11 protein-coding genes and 1 pseudogene are annotated in these 18748 nt (G+C 58.8%); 5 read left to right on the top strand and 7 right to left on the bottom strand.

All coding sequences use genetic code 11. The annotated features are described in order from the left end of the window. Positions 1-3 precede the first annotated feature (3 nt). The 5 genes from AC2FML_RS14480 to AC2FML_RS14460 all read right to left on the bottom strand — a co-directional run bounded on the left by AC2FML_RS14480 (position 4) and on the right by AC2FML_RS14460 (position 6601). Entirely contained in the window at positions 4-1239 is a 1236-nt protein-coding gene (locus AC2FML_RS14480) for an O-antigen ligase family protein (protein WP_170359628.1), read from the bottom strand. 125 nt (positions 1240-1364) lie between these two features. Then, entirely contained in the window at positions 1365-2252 is an 888-nt protein-coding gene (locus AC2FML_RS14475; protein WP_170599840.1) for an NAD-dependent epimerase/dehydratase family protein, read from the bottom strand. Continuing rightward, positions 2249-3283: an ATP-grasp domain-containing protein gene (locus AC2FML_RS14470; RefSeq protein ID WP_496783712.1), complete on the bottom strand. Its 1035-nt coding sequence runs from the start codon at positions 3281-3283 to the stop codon at positions 2249-2251. Before AC2FML_RS14470 ends, AC2FML_RS14475 begins: the two co-directional genes overlap by 4 nt. 1 nt (position 3284) lies before the next feature. After that, complete coding sequence (locus tag AC2FML_RS14465; RefSeq protein WP_170367453.1) at positions 3285-4070, bottom strand: metallophosphoesterase family protein; 786 nt, start codon at positions 4068-4070, stop codon at positions 3285-3287. Between the two features lie 317 nt (positions 4071-4387). Beyond that, positions 4388-6601, bottom strand: coding sequence for an NADP-dependent isocitrate dehydrogenase (locus AC2FML_RS14460; protein ID WP_496783711.1), 2214 nt, complete (start codon positions 6599-6601; stop codon positions 4388-4390). Positions 6602-6898: 297 nt separating this feature from the next. Between AC2FML_RS14460 and AC2FML_RS14455 the strand changes: the two genes are divergently transcribed. After that, positions 6899-9205, top strand: coding sequence for a Tex family protein (locus tag AC2FML_RS14455; protein WP_496783710.1), 2307 nt, complete (start codon positions 6899-6901; stop codon positions 9203-9205). A gap of 21 nt (positions 9206-9226) precedes the next feature. On the opposite strand, the gene AC2FML_RS14450 is transcribed toward AC2FML_RS14455, so the two are convergent. Next, positions 9227-10501, bottom strand: a complete 1275-nt coding sequence (locus tag AC2FML_RS14450; RefSeq protein ID WP_496783709.1) for a replication initiation protein — start codon at positions 10499-10501, stop codon at positions 9227-9229. Between the two features lie 582 nt (positions 10502-11083). Here AC2FML_RS14450 and AC2FML_RS14445 point away from each other — a divergent pair. The 4 genes from AC2FML_RS14445 (at position 11084) to AC2FML_RS14430 (ending at position 18261) form a co-directional block, all read left to right on the top strand. Then, complete coding sequence (locus AC2FML_RS14445; RefSeq protein ID WP_170341760.1) at positions 11084-12469, top strand: AAA family ATPase; 1386 nt, start codon at positions 11084-11086, stop codon at positions 12467-12469. Beyond that, the gene (locus tag AC2FML_RS14440) at positions 12462-13529 is read left to right on the top strand and encodes a ParB/RepB/Spo0J family partition protein (protein WP_170367450.1); all 1068 of its coding nucleotides are present in this window, start codon (positions 12462-12464) and stop codon (positions 13527-13529) included. Before AC2FML_RS14445 ends, AC2FML_RS14440 begins: the two co-directional genes overlap by 8 nt. Positions 13530-14038: 509 nt before the next feature. After that, positions 14039-17185 (top strand): adenylate/guanylate cyclase domain-containing protein, encoded by a 3147-nt coding sequence (locus AC2FML_RS14435; RefSeq protein ID WP_496783708.1) that lies wholly within the window; start codon positions 14039-14041, stop codon positions 17183-17185. A 155-nt stretch (positions 17186-17340) separates the two neighbouring features. Further along, the gene (locus tag AC2FML_RS14430; RefSeq protein WP_496783707.1) at positions 17341-18261 is read left to right on the top strand and encodes a hypothetical protein; all 921 of its coding nucleotides are present in this window, start codon (positions 17341-17343) and stop codon (positions 18259-18261) included. Positions 18262-18300: 39 nt separating this feature from the next. Here the strand turns inward: AC2FML_RS14430 and queF are convergent. Beyond that, a pseudogene (gene queF, locus AC2FML_RS14425) lies at positions 18301-18656 on the bottom strand (preQ(1) synthase); the annotation flags it as partial. Positions 18657-18748: the final 92 nt, after the last annotated feature.

Genomic DNA, 18748 nt, shown 5'->3' with positions numbered 1-18748 from the left:
ACGCTAGCGCCGCCGGTACCGATCGGACGCAGCCAACAGCCCCAATGCCACGATCCACGGGATCAGCATACCGCGCTGGTAAACATGGGTGTAGTTCATTGACAGCGCCGCAAAGGTCAGCGTGACGGTCACCACGGTCGCGCGCCCGTACACCCTGTTCGGCACATTATGCCGGGCCATTACGGCGTAGACGATGGCGGACCCCAAAACGAAGCACAATCCCAGTAAGGCCAGAATGCCACCTTCGTTGGCCAGCAACAGGTACAGGTTGTGAACGGGAATGCCTTGACTGCTCAGTTCGCGATACTGTCCCGCGCCCATACCCACCAGAAAGTAATCCGGCAGAAACCGCCAGGCCTCGATCATGAGATCGGCGCGGTCTTCAAATGTACCCGCATGACTCAGGTCCCCCTCGAGCAGAGGTGACAATACCCGGTTGCGGAACGTCGGCGGAAAAATGAACTCGGCCCATTGGATACTGATCCAAGCCATCGTCGTCACAGCTGTTCCCCAGATCATCAGCACGCGCTGATTTCCGACCAGCAGCAGGAACAGAGCACCGCAGATGACCGCACCGGCAAGGCTGGAATTCGAACTTGCGTAGATCAAAGTGATGGCGAGCAGCCCGAAGAGGGCCAAGAATGGCAGTTTTCTTAGCGCACCCGTCAGCCCAAGATACCACAATACCGGGAACCAAAGCACGATCAGTCCAGCCAACCCGTTTGGATTATCCACCAACCCCGCCACGCGGTAGTTGCCGCTGACCAGCATGAAATACCGGGATTCGCCACCGGAATAGCCCACGCCATAGGCGATCATCCCGACAAGACAGTTCAAGGCAATCGAGATCACGCCGACCTTTGCAAGAGTAACCGCCTCTTCATACGGGCGGCCCAGGATCGCCAGAGGCAGAAGGACAAACGAAAAGAAATACTGCACGATGACGACGAAGGCCGACACCGGATCGCCGTGCGCGATAGAGCCGATCGACAGTCCCGCCACCATCATCAGCATGCCGATGAACCAGACCGAGGACGCGGAATGCAACGGAAACAGCGGCAGGCTGCGGTTGCACCGCAGGATCACGGCAATCGTCAGAAACATGTCGCTGGCCGTGAACAGAACCGCCGGATGGCGAAAGGCAGTGAAGGTGCTGAACAGCAACGCAGTCATCAGACACGCGAATTCGATCTGCTCCAAAATCGGCTTAGGCCGGCTGATACTGTTGACTGGCACCATATTCTACAATCCAAACGGCGGTGGGTTACCTGGCCCGCAGACTGGTACCCGGAATACAAGGGTAACACCCAAGATACCTTCAAAAAACATGTTTCCGGCTCCCATCGCCCGGCTGCCGGACCGGGTCATGCCGCTCCCGGCAGCAATTGGCCCCTCAACGTCATTTCCAGACCCGTTGCAATGTCCACAACCGGCGCATAGCCGAATGCTGCCCGGGCTGCGTCCGAGGACAGATCGAAGCGGGTGAATGGCGGACTGTCTCCGGGTCGGGTTTCGATCACACCCCGGCCACCTGCGACGGACATGACCTCCTGCGCCAGATCCGCCAAGGAAACCGGACCTCCGCCGGAGATATTGAATACACCGTAAGCTTTGGCATCGGCCGATTGCAAAATCGCCCGGCTCAGGTCATGCGCATGCACGAAATCAATGCTGTTCTTTGGACCTGTTACTGTGATGTTTTGCCCCGCGGCCGCATCATTAAGCATCCGCACAAGAAACTTGTCATCAGGCAGCCCATGACCATAGAGCGCCGAAGGTCTGAGCACGGTCACTCGCGCTCCAGAAGTCTGGGCAAGCTCAGCCAGCCCCGCTTCGGCCAAACGCTTGGTTGTAGCGTAATCACCCCCAAGCGGCCCCGGGGCGGTTTCCGCGCTTTCGTCAATTCCGCGGGCATGAGGATCGCGATAAACTGACCCGCTGGACACAAAGATGAAGTGCACGTCACGATCTGCCGCCCAACGCGCCGCATTCAACGTGGCTCGCACATTGCTGTCAAACAGCACCTGCCAAGCCGAGCCGTCATCCGCAGGCCCGGCAAGGTCAATCCGGGCCGCGCAGTGCACGAATACATCCGCACCTTGCGCCAGTTGATCCAGCCTGACATGGGTGATCGCGTCCTGCAGATCCCAGTTCGACCGGTCGATCCGCGCAACAGGAATGTCACGTCGGCTTAGCCAGGCCACAAGATGGCGACCCAGCAGGCCGGTCGCCCCTGTCAGGGCAACTTTCATGGCGTCCCGCCATAGAGGCTGAACTGGGCCGGGATCTGAGGTTCCAACTGGCCGGCCTGATCCAATGTGTCTTTCATTGAACGCGGAACGACCAGCTCGCTCCAGTACCGCAGAACCATGCTGTCCCAAGCGACTTCCGGCTCATAGGGAAGGCCGCGATCGGTCTTGAGGTAACATTCGACCGGATTGAAACCCAGTTGAGCACAAAACGGTGTAGTGCCCGAGAACCGGGCATTGATTTCGAACACCTTGGGTACTCCGTCGTCGCCAAGGCGCAGCTGAAAATTGCAGGCCCCTTCGACGTCCAGCTTGCGCGCGATAGCTGTGACATAGTCTTCGATCACCGGGTTCCACTCGGGAATGGCCCGATATGTATCGCCCGACCGAAGCACTCGGCGCAGTGCCAGAACCGGCGACAGGCTCCCCTTCGCCCCGACGATCGTGCACGTAAACTCGCGCGCGTCATCGCCGATCAGTTCCTGTACGATGGTTGCCGCTAGATCACCAGGGTAGTTGGCCAGCTCTTCTCGAGAATTCACCCGCTCGACCCCGATGGACCGAAACCCGACCGCCGGTTTGGCAATAACCGGGTAGACCAGATCATCCATTTCCAAAGCCTCGGCCATAGGCCAAGTGCGCGGATGGGGCAGCCCGTTATTCGCCAAAAAAGCCGAGGTCAGTCCCTTGTCATCGGCAATACGCACCGTCTCTGGACTGTTGACCACGACCTTTGTCCCGAAATGTTCCGCAATGCGATCCCGGTTTTCGGCACACAATGCCAGTTCGATATCCGTTCCGGGGAAATAGTAGTCCACGGACTCTGACTGAAATATCCGCGCCAGTGAGTCGAGATATCCCGGCGAGCGGCACCCTTCGACCAGAAAGGCTTTGTCGCAAGCATAAAGGCCGGCAGATAGGGCGGACATGTCGGCTCCAAGAATACGCAGCGGCAAATCAGAAATCAGCCTGAGCGACTTGATGATGCCCTGGCCCACTCCGCCACCCGCACCTGTAACCAAAACCGTGATCAATTCATTTCTCCATGAATGAAATAAGCCGTTCCTTTGTCCCCTGACTGAGGTCAGTGGCCTGAATATCCGCGCGGATATGTTCCAGATCGAAGCTGATCGACGGGATGTCGATTCTAACCCGGTCGCCATCCAGCTCGAGGGTCAGATAAGACAGGCCCGTGCCCCGCCCCTGCCCGACCGCTCCGGGATTCAGCAGTAGCACAGACCCTTTCGGAATCCTTATCCACTTGCGTTGATCCGCAGGTGTCGGTCTTCCGGCTTCGTCGATCATGACGGCAAAGGCCCGGTGCGAATGCCCAAAGACCCCGACCGTCTTTCCCATGTGTCGCAAGGCCGCTGCCGCTGGTGCCCATTGTTCCGGTTTCGAGACATAGGACCAGTCCCCATAATCGTAAGGGTTGGCATGTGAGAACAGGATCGGCCCCATGCTATGGCGGTCGGCCCATGGGTATCGGTCAGCCAACGGTGGGTCGCCCCGGACCTCACCATGCGTCCATTCGACGGACTCCAACACAAATCCTGCAATGTTGTCGTAGAAGGACGGGTTACCTTTATCCAGATCGAAATAGAACTGGTCGTGGTTGCCGCGGATGAACACGCAGTTTTGGCGAGCCATCAGTTGGTCGGTCAGTTCCAACACCTGCCGAGGGCGCACACCATATGTCAGCAGATCGCCCAACATGACGACGACATCCGGCACAAAAGCTTCGGCCTTTTGGATCGCGGTCGCATACGCCGTGGCGTTTCCATGTATGTCGGACAGTACCGCGATCTTCAGCGTACTCATGACCACTCTCCGCCGACCGTGTCCGGCAATCTAAATCCAGCGCCAGCCCTGGTTCCAATTTCTGGGAACACAGGAGCTCTGAAACACCCTTTAACAAATCAACTGCACTGTCCGGCCGAACCGTTCGACGGTGCAAACTTTCTGGGATGATACCGGCTGAGAACCGTGCCGCAACTCCCTTTGTCCAACCCAGGTCGTGCTGGAACTGTTCAGGTCCGGCCAATCAAGCAAAAGCAAACAATAGCTCGGAAAAAAAATAACTGTCGCCTGATCCGACGAAACAAAAAGGCCGGGCTCATTCGCCCGGCCTTCTGAATTCAGCCAATGATCGCGTTCAGTGTCGCGCTGGGGCGCATCACCGCCGCAGTTTTGGTGCGATCGCCGTGGTAGTAGCCGCCCAGATCTGCAGGTTTGCCTTGAGCGGCCAGCAGTTCGGAGAGGATCGGCTCTTCCTTCTCCGCCAGTTCTTTGGCGATCGGAGCAAAATGCGCGGCCAGTTCAGCATCATCCGACTGCGCGGCCAGTGCCTCGGCCCAGTATCGGGCGAACCAATAGTGGCTGTCGCGGTTGTCCGGCTCGCCAACCTTGCGGCTGGGCGAGCGGTCGTGGTCCAGGATGCCCTGCGTTGCGGCCTCGGCCGCAGCGCCCAGAACGGCGGCCTTGGCGTTCCCGCGGCTGTCGGCCAGGAAGTTCAGCGATTCACCCAGTGCGCAGAATTCGCCCATCGAGTCCCAACGCAGGTGGTTTTCCTCGACCAGCTGCTGAACGTGCTTGGGCGCCGAGCCACCTGCACCGGTTTCGAACAGGCCGCCGCCATTCATCAGCTTGACGATCGACAGCATCTTGGCCGAAGTGCCCAGTTCGAGGATCGGGAACAGGTCGGTCAGATAGTCGCGCAGCACGTTGCCCGTGATCGCGATGCTGTCCTTGCCGGCGGTGATGGTTTCCAGCGACTTGCGGGTCGCCTCACGCGGCGCCAGGATCAGGAACTTGTCGGCTACGCCCGCAGCCTCGAGCGCCGGCTTGACGTATTTGATCAGCTCGGCGTCATGGGCGCGGTTCGCATCCAGCCAGAAGATCGCCTCGGAGCCGGTCAGACGCTGACGGTCCATCGCCAGTTGGATCCAGTTCTCAATCGGGGCTTTCTTGGCGGTGCAAGCGCGCCAGATGTCACCCTTTTCGACCTCATGCGAATGCAGGGTTTCGCCATTGGCCAGAACGATGCGGATCGTGCCGTCGGCGGGCGCCTCAAATGTGGTCGGGTGGCTGCCATATTCCTCGGCCTTCTGGGCCATCAGGCCCACATTGGCCACCGAACCGGCGGTCGCCGGATTCAGCGCACCGTTGGCTTTGAAGAAATTGATGGTCTCGTCATAGACCGGCGCATAGCAGCGGTCGGGGATCACGCAGTTGGTGTCGCCCTTCTTGCCGCTCTCGTCCCAGCCCTTGCCGCCCGCGCGGATCACGGCGGGCATCGAAGCGTCAATAATCACGTCCGACGGCACGTGCAGGTTGGTGATGCCCTTGTCACTGTCCACCATGTACATCGAGGGTCGATCGACCTTGACCGCATCGATCGCGGCCATGATCTCGGCATCGTCCTTGACGCGGTTCAGCAGATCGCCCAGGCCCGAATTCGGGTTGACGCCCAGCTGTGCCATGCGGTCGCCGAATTTTTCGAACACCGGCGCCAGCCACGACTTGACGGCATATCCAAAGATGATCGGGTCGCTGACCTTCATCATCGTTGCCTTCATGTGCAGCGAGAACATGGTGCCGTCTTTCTTGGTGTCCTCGATCGCGGCATCCAGGAACTCCGACAGCGCCTTGACCGACATGAAAGTGGCATCGGCAACGGTGCCTTCCTCCAGTGTCCAGCTGTCTTTAAGGACGGTAACACTGCCATCCTTGCCCACGAATTCGATCCGCGCATCACCGGTCTGGTCTGCGGTGATGGTGGCCGATTTCTCGTTGGCATAGAAATCATTGCCCGGCATCGACGACACCTTGGTCTTGCTGTCGGCCGACCATTCGCCCATCGAATGCGGGTGCTGCTGGGCATAGCGCTTGACCGCCTTGGCGGCGCGGCGGTCGCTGTTGCCCTCGCGCAGAACCGGGTTCACGGCCGAGCCCTTGATCGCGTCATAGCGGGCGCGGATCTCTTTTTCGGCGTCGGTCTTGGGGTCCTCGGGATAGTTGGGGATGTCGTAGCCCTGCCCCTGCAGTTCCTTGATGGCAGCGACCAGCTGCGGCACCGAGGCCGAGATGTTGGGCAGCTTGATCACGTTGGCCTCGGGGGTTTTCACCAGCTCACCCAAGGCGGCCAGATCGTCGGGCTGACGCTGCTCTTCGGTCAGGTTTTCGGGGAAGGCCGCGATGATGCGCCCGGCCAGCGAAATATCCTTGGTTCCAACGCTGACGCCCGCGGCCGAGGCGAATTTGCGGATGATGGGCAGGAACGAGGCACTGGCCAGCTCCGGCGCTTCGTCTACGATGGTATACAATATGTCGAAGTTCGATTTTTCTGCCATGTTCCCTTACCTTTTTTAAGCCTTTCAGGGGCGTGCGATCCGAGAGTTGTGCCGCGTGCGGCGCGGCGTGCGAGGAGCGTGAATGCTGTTCCGCTCCGGGGTGACTCTGATTTGACAGGGCTTCCCTTAAATCACCCGGGGCCCGGGATCAATCGCAACTGAATGCGCATTTTGACCCAGTTTGCGCAAAACCGCGCATATGCCCGTATTTTCAGCCCGCCGACGATACGCGACGCCTTTCCCTTGGCGCGGGCGCTGGCTAAGACGGTTCTCCAACCCGAGATCAAGGAGGCCCCGTTGGACCGTATCGCCCGCACCATCGCCACGGAAATCAATGCCCGCCCCGAACAGGTGGACGCAGCGGTCAAGCTGCTGGACGAAGGCGCCACCGTGCCCTTCGTGGCGCGCTACCGCAAAGAGGTGACGGGCGGGCTGGATGACAGCCAACTGCGCACCCTGTCCGACCGGTTGGCCTATCTGCGCGAGCTTGAGGCGCGGCGCGAGACGATCCTGAAATCGATCAAGGATCAAGGGAAGCTGACCGACGATCTGGCCAAATCCATTGCCCGCGCCGAAACCAAGGCACAGCTGGAAGACATCTACCTGCCCTACAAACCCAAGCGTCGCACCAAGGCGATGATCGCGCGGGAAAACGGGCTGGAGCCGCTGGCCGACGCGATCCTGGCCGACCGCAGCGCCGACCCCGAAGTTCTGGCCCAGGCCTATGTGACCGAGGCCGTGCCCACCACCAAGGACGCGCTGAATGGCGCGCGCGACATCATCACCGAGCGTCTGACCGAAAACGCCGCCCTTCTGGGCGAGCTGCGCAGCTTCATGCAGGCCGAGGCGCTGCTGACCTCGAAGGTGATCGAGGGCAAGGAACAGGAAGGCGCCAAGTTCAGCGACTATTTCGACCATGCCGAGACCTGGGCCAAGGTGCCATCGCACCGGGCGCTGGCGATGCTGCGCGCGTCGAAAGAGGGGATCGTGACGCTGGACATTGCCCCCGACCCCGAAACCGGCGCCGCCCGGGCCGAGGCGATCGTGGCGGCGCATCTGCAGACGCGTGGCGACGGCCCGGGAGACGCCTGGCTGCGCAAGGTCGCGGGCTGGACTTGGCGGGTGAAGCTGTCGCTGTCGATGATGGTCGAGCTGATGGCCGATCTGCGTAGCCGCGCGCAGGAGGAGGCCATTCTAGTTTTTGCACGCAATCTCAAGGCCTTGCTGTTTGCCGCCCCGGCGGGCCCCCGCCCCACCCTGGGGTTGGACCCGGGCATCCGCACCGGCGTCAAGGCCGCGGTGGTGGACGCGACGGGCAAGCTGGTGGCGACCGACACGCTGTATCCGTTCCAACCCAAGAACGATCTGCGCGGCGCACAGGCCACCATCCTGAACCTGATCGCCACCCACAAGGTCGAACTGATCGCCATCGGCAACGGCACCGCCAGCCGCGAGACCGAGCGGTTGGTGGCCGACACGCTGAAACTGCAACCCAAAGGGGTGCAGGCCCCCACCAAGGTCGTGGTGTCCGAAGCCGGGGCTTCGGTCTATTCCGCCTCGGAACTGGCCGCGCGCGAGTTTCCCGATCTGGATGTCTCGCTGCGTGGCGCGGTGTCGATCGCCCGCCGCCTGCAGGACCCGCTGGCCGAGCTGGTCAAGATCGAACCCAAGAGCATCGGCGTCGGCCAGTACCAACACGACGTCGATCAACACCGGCTGAGCCAGTCTCTGGAGGCAGTGATCGAAGACGTTGTGAACGCCGTGGGCGTCGATCTGAACACCGCCTCGGCGCCGCTGCTGGCCCATGTCTCCGGCCTGGGTCCCGGTCTGGCCGAAGCCATCGTTGCGCATCGCGACCTGAACGGCGCGTTCCGGTCGCGGCAGGATCTTCTGAAGGTCGCGCGCCTCGGCCCCCGCGCTTTTGAACAATGCGCGGGCTTTCTGCGCATCCGCGACGGGGATGAGCCGTTGGACGCCTCGGCCGTCCACCCCGAGGCCTATGACGTGGCCCGCCGCATCGTGCGGGCCTGCGGCCGCGACATCCGTCAGATCATGGGAAATGACGGTGCGCTGCGTGGTCTACGCGCCGAACAGTTCGTCGATGACCGCTTCGGCCTGCCCACGGTGCGCGACATCTTTGCCGAATTGGAAAAGCCCGGCCGCGACCCGCGTCCCAGCTTTGTGACCGCCAGCTTCAAGGAGGGCGTCGAGGAGATCACCGACCTCAAACCCGGCATGGTGCTGGAAGGCACCGTGACCAATGTCGCTGCCTTTGGCGCCTTCGTCGATATCGGCGTACATCAGGACGGGCTGGTGCATGTCAGCCAGCTGGCCGACCGGTTCGTTAAAGACCCGCATGAGGTGGTCAAGGCTGGTCAGGTCGTGCGCGTTCGTGTGGCCGAAGTGGACGTGCCTCGCAAGCGGATCGGGCTGAGCATGCGCAAGGATGGCGGTGCCTCTGCCCGGCAAGATCGCGACCATAGTGGGCAGAACGCGCGCGCTAAGAACACAGGCACCTCGAAATCGCAACGCGCAAAATCAGCCGGAAAAGCGCAGCACAGCGCGTTTGGGGACGCGCTTCGGAATGCACTGAAAAATCAGTAGCCACCCTGCCCCGCCTGTGCCTCAGGCGGGGGTTTCCGTCTGGAACGCATCGGGCTCCAACTCCTCCCAGAAGGCAAAAATGGCGTTGGCGTTCAAACCTGATCGCCACCCATGTTGCCGGAAGTTCTCTCGGTCTAGCTCGTCCGACAAAGTCGACATGAACAAGCGTTTGTCGGCATCCCGTTGAGTGGGGTTTCGCCGCGAAACCAGGTCTTCGACGATGGCCAGCTTGCGGGCACGCTCGGCGCGCTCCGCCACGCGCGCGGCATAAGCTTGATCTTCGCGTGCCTTCTCTTCCTCCCGCCGCTTGGCTGCGGCCAGCGCCTCGGGACTAGGCGGTTTCACTGTCTCTGCCGCAGGGGCCTTGTAGTCATCGCGCAGGGCGGCCGAAAGATATCCCAGCGTTGATTTTACGTCCCCCTGCCCGGCTACATAGTCCAGCTTCTGCTGCACATAATCCTCACCATGCTCAGAGATCCACTGACGCGCCAGCCGATCGGACACCCCTTGTTTGCGCAAGGTCTTGTAGACCGCCAGGTTGCGCACCCCATCGCTGTCGTCGATCTCGAACATTGCCTTCTGCGGGTTCGCCTTGATCAGGAACCGAATGTCGGTGACGCTGCGGCCTTTCTTGCGGAACTCGGGCTCGATCAGAATATCCGAGCTTTTGTTCACCTCGACCACTGCGGGTTTGATGATCTTGGCATTCAAGTGTTTGAAGCTCGTGTAATAGTCGCTGCCGTCCACACCCATCAATTTGCGGAACACCTCGAGCGTCCACCACCCGGTCGACCCGGTGCGCACGAATCGATAACAGTTTTCATACAAGGCCAACCCGTGCCCCGAGCTGAAATTGCGCTGGATATGCACATTGATCAACGCATAGATCTTCGGATCGTACAGCTTCTGCGCCAAGGCCGGGGAATAGGCGTATTCGCAGATCCCGCCCTTGAGCTTGGCGAAACTCAGCAACGACGACACGCCCCACTCTTGCCGCCCTTTTTCATCCAGCATGTCCCATTCGGCCACTGTCTCGGCAAGCGCTCTCAGGCTGGCGCGCAAAGTGTCGAAGTCGTTCGAGTTGTAGCCCACCATCATCGCCAGGGTGCGGGCATCAATCGTATGGGTCTGCGCCGTGGTCAGAGAGTCGTAGGCATTGAGAAGCAACACGTTGGACAGCTTGCGCTGCAACAGCGTCAGCTTGCCGCTGATATGGATCGCGGCCACATTCTTTTTCACCGTTTCCCGACGCAAAGCGCCTGAAAGGTGATCCGTGTCCAGTTGTGTATCCGGCATGATTCTGCCCGGCTGCTCGTTTCCCAAGTTTGTGACACAAAAGGTACCCGTGGATCAACCTAATTTGGGTCCCCATATGCAGGATGGAGTGAATCCCGTAGACAGGTACCTATCCGAATCGGCGACCCAGTTTTCCACAGAAGCGGGCGCCAATTGGTTCAAACTTGGAGTCGCGACCCGCGTAGACGGCGATCAACGCACTCGGATTAGACCCTAAATAGTCCACGATAGAGCCGAACCGCGAATCGGTGCCCTTCTCCCCGGATTCGGGACCCTTTGATCCTGTATACAGGTCCCTTTTAACCCGAAGCCAGGAACCCTTGGTCCTGTATCCGGGTGCCGATGCGACCACAAATATATGATTTATTTATGTTTTCTGTCGTCAAAGAATCTAAAACCCTTAAAGAAAATAAACTCTTTGGTGTGCCCTTTTCTGAGAATATATGCCGGTTTCGTCGCGAAACCGAACTCTTCGGCATTCTTCTGTGGAAAACTGCTCTTTCGAGGATAGCGCAGAAGGAAAATGTTCGGTACATTTCCTGATATACGCCGGAAAGGCGAACATTATTCGAGGCATCGACAGTGACAAAATCTAAACAACCTGCTCTACCGCCGTACTTCAACCTGGATCCGGCCAAGGCTGCATCAAAGTTACCCGATCCTATCGGGACATCACGATTCGCAAAAGCTGCAACCTTCTGTGCCAAAGGGCGCGAAGATCTAGCCCGCCGCGGGTATGCGCCCGATGGCGAAAAGCGCCTTCGCCGGTTTTCGATTTGGGAGATTACCAAATACCTGATCCCGGTGGCTCCGGCCCACCTGCGCCGCGTCCTCAAGGCAAATCCCGACCTCCCGCAAGGCGAAGGCGAAGCAGGATCGAAATGGTTCACCCTCGAAGAAGTTCTGACCTTGAGGCGCCATTTCGCGGCCGAAGGTGTAAGCACCAAGGAATACCTGCCCTACCGGCCGGAAAATCTGCCGGCAAAAGTTGTTGCCGTTGCCAATTTCAAAGGTGGCGTGGGCAAGACGTCGACCGCTGCTCATCTGGCAATGTCGGCCGCGTTGGACGGTTATAAAGTGCTGGTGATTGATCTTGATAGCCAGGGATCCATGACGTCGATCCTGGGTGGTCGCGTCGCGGATGAATGGCAGACGGTCTTCCCCTTGATCGCAAAAGACTATGCGCGCGCGGTTCAGGAGGAGAACAGGGTCCGTGCCGCTGCCGGTCAACCCGAAATCCCATTGGATGAAACTCTGCAAGAGGCACTGAGAACCCAACCTCAGGATGTCATCCAGAAGACCCATTGGCCCAACATTGATCTCATTGGTGCTCAACTGAACCTTTATTGGGCTGAATTTCAGATCCCGGTCTGGCGGATGGGCCTTCGCAGTTGGCCGCTGTGGGACGGGCTCACCAACTTCTTGCAGGACGAGGCGGTATTGAATGATTACGACATCGTGTTCCTCGATACTCCTCCTGCACTTGGATACCTAACGATCAATGCGCTGGCCGCAGCGGATATTTTGCTGGTGCCGCTCGGAGCTTCATTCCTGGAATTTGATTCCACCGGGCGCTTCTTCGACATGCTCTACACCACGTTCGCCAGTATCGAGGATGGCGAGAACGCGGCACAAAGGGCAGCTGGCTTGCCCGAACTCAAGTTCGAATGGGATGTCGTGCGCGCGATCATCACCCGGTTCGACGCCAGTCAGCAGACGGACATGGCCAACGTGATACAGGCGTATTTCGGTGATTTCATGAACGCCTATCGGCAGGATTACACCGCTTTGGTAGGGCAGGCCGGAGAACAGGTGAACGGAATCTACGAAGCGGACTACCGTGACTTTAACCGCGACACCTATGTCCGGGGGCGAGAGACCTTCGATCGAACTTACGCGGAATTCAAAGAAGTGCTGATCGGGTGTTGGTGGCGCGACGCCCAGATGGGAGGACAGGCAGATGGCTAAACGCAGAAGACTGACGGCGCCGGATGCGGCGGAGCTTGAACAACTCGAGGCTGGTTTCGCCGCGAAACCCTCGATCAGTCCGTTCGAGGCCAACCCGTCAACTCCGCCAATCGCGCAGGTCGCGGCCGAGGCCGCGACGCTGAATGGCATGGCAGCAGTGACCGACCGTGCAACCCTTGCAAAAGACCAAGGCGACGCTGCGCGTTGGCGGGATGCCCAGGACGCCGGTCTGGTCGCAGAGATGGTGCCCATAGATCAGATCGATGCCGATTTCTTGCGGCGCGACCGCATGGTCGATGACGAAGAGGCAATGTCCGAACTGCTGGAATCTCTGCGCTCCAACGGGCTGCGGACGCCAATCGAGGTGACCAAAACCGAGGATGGCTATGGCCTGATATCGGGCTATCGCCGGTTGGACGCCTTCCGCCGTTTGGCCGGCGGTGACCCGAAATTCGCCCAAATTCCCGCGTTCGTGCGCCAGGCTGGCGCAGGGCAGGGGGCGTATGTTTCGATGGTCGAGGAGAACGAACTTCGATCAAACCTCAGCCCGTATGAACGTGGGCGCATCGCTGTCCTCGCTGTGGGGCAGGGTGTATTCCCGTCGACCGAAGCCGCCGTGGATGTTCTGTTCGCCGCAGCCTCCAAGGCCAAAAGGTCCAAGGTCCGCAGCTTTGCGGTGGTTCACGAGGCCTTGGGCGACTTACTGCAGTACCCGGTTGCGTTGTCGGAAAAGGCAGGTCTCAGGATAGCCGCGGCTATCCGGGATGGCGCGCAGGCCAAGCTGAGGGAGGCCTTGTCCCGGGGTGAGGCCACGGACCCGAAATCGGAACTGACCGTGATAGAGGCTGCGTTGAAAGACGCGCCTGCACCGACTCAGGAAAAGCCGCGTGGGGGCCGCCCGAAACAGATTCAACGGCTGCCTATTCAGACGCTGCCCAAAGGCGGAGAATTGCGAGCAGAGGTATCAGCGGGCGAATTGCGGATACATCTTCGCGGCCGGACTCTGAGCGTAGACGAAGCCGCGCGGTTGTTGGAACGGCTAGTTGAGCATTTGGGCTGACCATTTTTAACCATTGGTTTGGCCTGTGCTTCCACCGGCCAAACCTTCCTGTAAACAGGTACCTTTCCGCCACTTCCCCTGTAGTATGCAAAAAGGCATAATTATGATCATTATGACGGACGCTCGGTTTGTTTCCAATACGCCGGCGTTTGACCATTTTGACGCCGAACCGCCACCGCTATGAGTAGCGGAGAGACAGACTGAAACTTGGGTAGTGTGAACGTCGGCTGGGCCAATTCTGGCTGGATGCGTTCTTGATTGAATCCCGCTTGGCCCGAAGGTGCATTTTGCCAGCCAGTAGACGCAAATTCCGACTTGGGATAGGTTCGTGTTGGGGCAACAATGCGGGCGTTCTGTCTTGCATTGGCAATTAATACGCAACGCGCTGACTATAAGGGCCGGCATACGGTCGGACATATTTTAGCTTCGTCAGAAACCAGGTCCCTCTGACTGACGCCGATTGAACAAAAGGCAAAGCACATTGAAGTAATTTCGACCGAGGACTGAAGATGGCTGACATCAAGGCGTGGTTGGAGAGGTATTCCCTTGAAAAGTACCATGATGTGTTCGCCTCGAACGCGATCGAATTGGATGTTCTTGGCACCCTCACGGAAAACGACCTGGTCGAGCTTGGGCTGAACCTCGGGGATCGCAAACGCATGATGCGGGCGATCGAGGCGCTTCGCTCGGATCAAGGTGACGTATCACATTCCGAGAATGCTCTCACGTCATCGCAAACTGGGTCTCACGCGCCTCAACCCACGGCATTGGAAGGTGTCCCCGAGCGCAGGTATCTGACTTTGGTCTTTGTCGATCTCGTTGGATCAACTGAATTGTCCAGTCATCTGGATCTTGAGGAGTACCGCTCCGTTCTGCACGACTATCAAGCCCTTTGTTTTGATGTCGTGACCCGGCACCAAGGGCACATTGCCCAATTCATCGGAGATGGAGTGGTTGCTTATTTCGGTTATCCGACGGTCGAAGAGAACGATGCGGAAAGGGCCGTTGCCGCCGGACTGGAAATCTGTGGCTCCATTGGTCGTATCAAACACGGCAAGGGTGAGGTCATCGGGGTTCGGGTCGGGATTTCTTCCGGGGAAGCCGTGGTCGACAATCACTCGACTTTGGGAGGTCTGGTGGTCGGTGAGGTTCCGAATTTGGCGGCCCGTATCCAAGAACTGGCGGACCCTGGGACGGTCGCCATCAGCGAGCACACCAAGCTGCTGATCGGGAGCAACTTTCGCTGCGAGTGGAAGGGGAAGCAAAGCCTCAAGGGGTTTGAGAACCCGATCGGCATCTGGAAAGTTCTGAGTGCGGAAGAGCCGATGCTGCGGTTTCAGGCGCGTTCCGGGGTTCAAGGCTCGCCCTTCGTCAACCGGGTCGATGAGGTCGCGACGATCAAGAAGCATTGGCAGGCCGCACTGAATGGAGAAGGGCAGGCGGTTATGGTTTCCGGTGAGGCCGGCATCGGAAAATCGCGTCTTGTCGAGGAAGCGACCCGCGGATTCGAAGAGCAACAATATCTGCGGCTTGGGTTCCAATGCTCGCCCAACCACGAGCGAAGTGCCCATTTCCCGGTTCTCAGCTGGATCAGCCACATGGCCGATTTCCGCAGAACCGACTCCGACCAGCGGAAGCTGCGCAAACTCAGGCAACTGTTTCAGGAATGGTCGGAGGTTCCGGAAGACTATCTTCCTTTGTTTGCCTATGCCATGTCGTTGCCGGTGGAGGCCGAGGAAGACCTGCTGAAACTGCCCTTTGACCGGCTCAAGCAGCAGTTTCAGGAGGCCTTGGTGCAGACCGTTGCTGCGCTGGCGCGGCATCGACCGGTTCTGTTGCTGTTTGAAGACCTGCATTGGATCGATCCCTCGACTGAGGAAATCATCGCTTTGTTGATCGAGCGCTTCAGGTCCATGCCCGTCATGATCATGTGCACGTTCCGCCCGTCCTACCATCCACCGTGGGAAGGCCGGGAGGGTGTCGTCCCGCTGACGATTTCCCGCCTCGACCGGGACCACGTCCACCAGATGCTGGATGCGCTTTTGCAGTCCAAGCAAGTGACACAGACCATGAAAGACCGGATCGCGAACAGGACGGATGGCGTCCCTCTGTTTGCGGAAGAGATGGCACGAATGATCCAGGACGGGTTCTTCGACCAGACGGACGCGTCCGCAATGCAGATGCAACAGGCACTGCCATCGACGCTCAAGGAACTGTTCTGGGCCATGTTCGACCGGCTGAGCACGGCCCGCGATATCGTGCCGGTCTGCGCCGCCATTGACCGCAACATCCTGCCTGCGATGGTCAGTTCGGTCAGCGGTCAATCGTACGAGGCAACCCTGCGCATGTTGGACGAGTTGGTCGAAGCGCAAATATTGGTGCGGCGCGGGGTCAATATGGGAGGTGCCTATGCGTTCCGCCACGCTTTGATACGGGACGCGGCCTATGACCTGATGTTGCCCAGTCGGGCGCGGGCGGTGCACAGCCGGATCGCCGAGGTCCTCGACACTTCGTTCAGTGACCTTGTGGGTCAGATCCCTGAATTGCTGGCCCAGCACTATGCCCGCGCGGACATGCCCAAACAGGCCCGGGACGCGTGGCGCCGGGCGGCAGTCATCTCGGGCGAGCGATTTGCCAACGAAGAAACCATCCACCATCTCAATGAAGCCTTGACCGAGAACGACAAAATCACCCCAAGCCCCGAACGGGATCGAGAAGAGATTTCGCTGCGCAAGATGCTGAACGTGGCCCTCAGTACCAGGGCGTTCGGGTCGAAAGAGGTTTTGGCCAATCTGGACCGGTTCCGCCACCTGCTTGACCGTTCCTCCGCCAGTGTGACGGATGCGTTTTTGGCCGTGCATGTGCAGTTCGGTGCTCAGTTGACTCTGGGCGATCCGAGGGGCGCGTTGGCTTTGTGTGATTACCTGGAGGAGGTCGCACGGCGCGCGGAAAACCCGACGATGGAGGCGCTCGCGGCGCACAATATCGGCATGAGCAACTTCATGGTCGGCCGTCTGGAGGTCGCCATTTCTGCTTTCGACCGAGCGATTGCGTTACGCGGGGCAACTGATCCGGACGATCTGCTGAATTATCACGAGGCAGACATATACTTGGTTGATCAGGCGATGCGGTGCTGGGCCGTGGCGCTGCAAAGCGGAGACGGCGAAACGTTTCGCGCCGAGCTAACGGAACTGGCTGAGCGGATCAGTCGTGAACCACACGATTTCACGCGTTGCTACGGGCTGAACATCCTGGCGACCATCTATCAGATATTGGGCGACACAAGTGCATTGCTGAATATGGTCAACCGGGCTCTCGAGATCAGTGGGCAACGGGAGTTCCACTACTGGGATGCCTGGGGCCGCATCCTGCACGGCTGGGCGCGGGCATCAGAAGGTCACCCTGCCGAGGGGATCGCCGAGATCTCGGCCGGGATCGACGCCTATGTTGATACAGGTTCAACTCAGATCGTTCTCTACGCTCAGACGTTGCTCGCAGACGCGCACTTGATGGCCGGAGAGATCGCTGAAGGCTTGAAGGTGATCGAACTTGTGCGAGCGGGTGAGAAATCCTGGAGTGTCCGGTACCAGCTCCCATTCACCGACCGGGTCGAGGCGGCCTTGCGCAATGCGCAGTCCGAAGTCGCAATGAAGTGAACCACCCGGTTCGACGCAGTTTTTACACCAGGTTTTTGGTCTGGACATAACTTCAGCCGAACTGCCGAAAGGTGCGATTATTGAAACATATACGAAAATTTGATAGTGTTTGATGGCATTGTTTCGATTTTTAGATCAAAAAACTGGGGATAATCATGTTCAGACTTAAGGCTTTAGGCGTTTCAATTCTTGGCGCAGCGATGGCGCTTGCAATCCACGGACCAGCAAAGGCACAGGAGATTTTGTCCGAAGACGGAACCGTAAAATTTGAAGATGGGATACCGCAGTACTCCGGCGGCACCGAGTTGTTTACCTTTCAGTATCATCAAATCGTCGATGAAAATGATCCTGAGAACCTGCTGTTTTCAGCTGACCGTCAGTTGGTTTCCTTGGATCCCGTTGAACTTTTCCGCGAATACGGAGATTCCACGCGGGTTTTGGAGGCCCCCGGAATGTCGGCGCTTATGGCGCAGTCCCTCGAGGGTGGTTTTGCGTCGTCCTTTTCGGACATGGTTCTGACGGAACTTGCGGTGCTGCAGAAAAATTGTGTCGTCAACGGTGCTCCGGTCCAAAGTGCCACCATCAAGCCGGTTTACAGCGTTCTAAGGCTTCACACGAACCCGATTAGAACAAACGCCGTGCTGAACATTTTTTCGTACAAGTTGCTGGAATGCAGTGAAGACGGAGTTGATATTTCCATCCCGCTCAAGCGCCGGTGGGTCATCTCGATTGGTTCCGGGTTGGAACAGGGGCCGATCGACAAGACAATCGGTGGGGTCCAGATGACCTACAAGATGTTCGCGCAGGGTAAATCGATCAAGCTGATGGCTTATTACTCCAATCTGACACTGCATGGCGAAAGATGGGGGCCGAATATGCGTCTAATTTCAGGGTTTGACCAACTCGGCAATGTCGACCCCAGAAACAAGTACTACACTCCGAAGGCCGCAAGTTGCCTTGATATCGACTTCAAGAACAAGCCGCCGAATGACGTTGACGTTTGGTCCGTTGCGCCCAGTGACATGAGGTTCTGCGCCCGTGGGTGCATCCCCGGAGATGTCAGCGCCACCAAGTAAGGCTGCTTCTGTTCCGGTTTGACCAAACGCAGACCCCGCGCCTGTTTGCCAAGACAGGTCGATCGGGATGCCGCCACGTGGATACCAGTGCCTTCCAATCCGCAACCACCGCTGCGTCGGAAACCTGACCCGGCGCCGGGCAATGGAAACGGTGCAGTTCTCTTGGAAGGAGCCGTGGTTTCGGAACGATCCCAGGAACAGTTTCAGCGACTTCGACCTGACAAGCCAGCCCCCCGAATTCAATCGATCACCAGATGACCATAGTCAGCCTGTCCATTCATCGGGCAGAGCGAAGTGAATTCGGGCGCGGTGAACCTCACGCACTATTCGAAATCGGCTTGTGGAATCTGAACCCTTGTTTTGCAACTCGAATACGCTGCAACCGGGATGCGCAGTGTGTAACGGTGGGCAAGCTACTGCCAAGCCGATCTGTTTCGTGGTCTCTGAGTTTCCTGCCGAGTTTTACGCATTTCGAGGTGGCCGGCGG

It is taken from the genome of Ruegeria sp. BHSC029 (assembly GCF_059613085.1).
The sequence above is the reverse complement of the archived record's forward strand: the minus strand, read 5'-3'. Positions and strand labels throughout refer to the sequence as shown.

Coding starts and splice junctions, on each gene's coding strand:
- AC2FML_RS14480 (WP_170359628.1), bottom strand. CDS start 1,239: ATGGTGCCAGTCAACAGTATCAGCCGGCCTAAGCCGATTTTGGAGCAG.
- AC2FML_RS14475 (WP_170599840.1), bottom strand. CDS start 2,252: ATGAAAGTTGCCCTGACAGGGGCGACCGGCCTGCTGGGTCGCCATCTT.
- AC2FML_RS14465 (WP_170367453.1), bottom strand. CDS start 4,070: ATGAGTACGCTGAAGATCGCGGTACTGTCCGACATACATGGAAACGCC.
- AC2FML_RS14460 (WP_496783711.1), bottom strand. CDS start 6,601: ATGGCAGAAAAATCGAACTTCGACATATTGTATACCATCGTAGACGAA.
- AC2FML_RS14450 (WP_496783709.1), bottom strand. CDS start 10,501: ATGCCGGATACACAACTGGACACGGATCACCTTTCAGGCGCTTTGCGT.
- AC2FML_RS14440 (WP_170367450.1), top strand. CDS start 12,462: ATGGCTAAACGCAGAAGACTGACGGCGCCGGATGCGGCGGAGCTTGAA.
- AC2FML_RS14435 (WP_496783708.1), top strand. CDS start 14,039: ATGGCTGACATCAAGGCGTGGTTGGAGAGGTATTCCCTTGAAAAGTAC.
- AC2FML_RS14430 (WP_496783707.1), top strand. CDS start 17,341: ATGTTCAGACTTAAGGCTTTAGGCGTTTCAATTCTTGGCGCAGCGATG.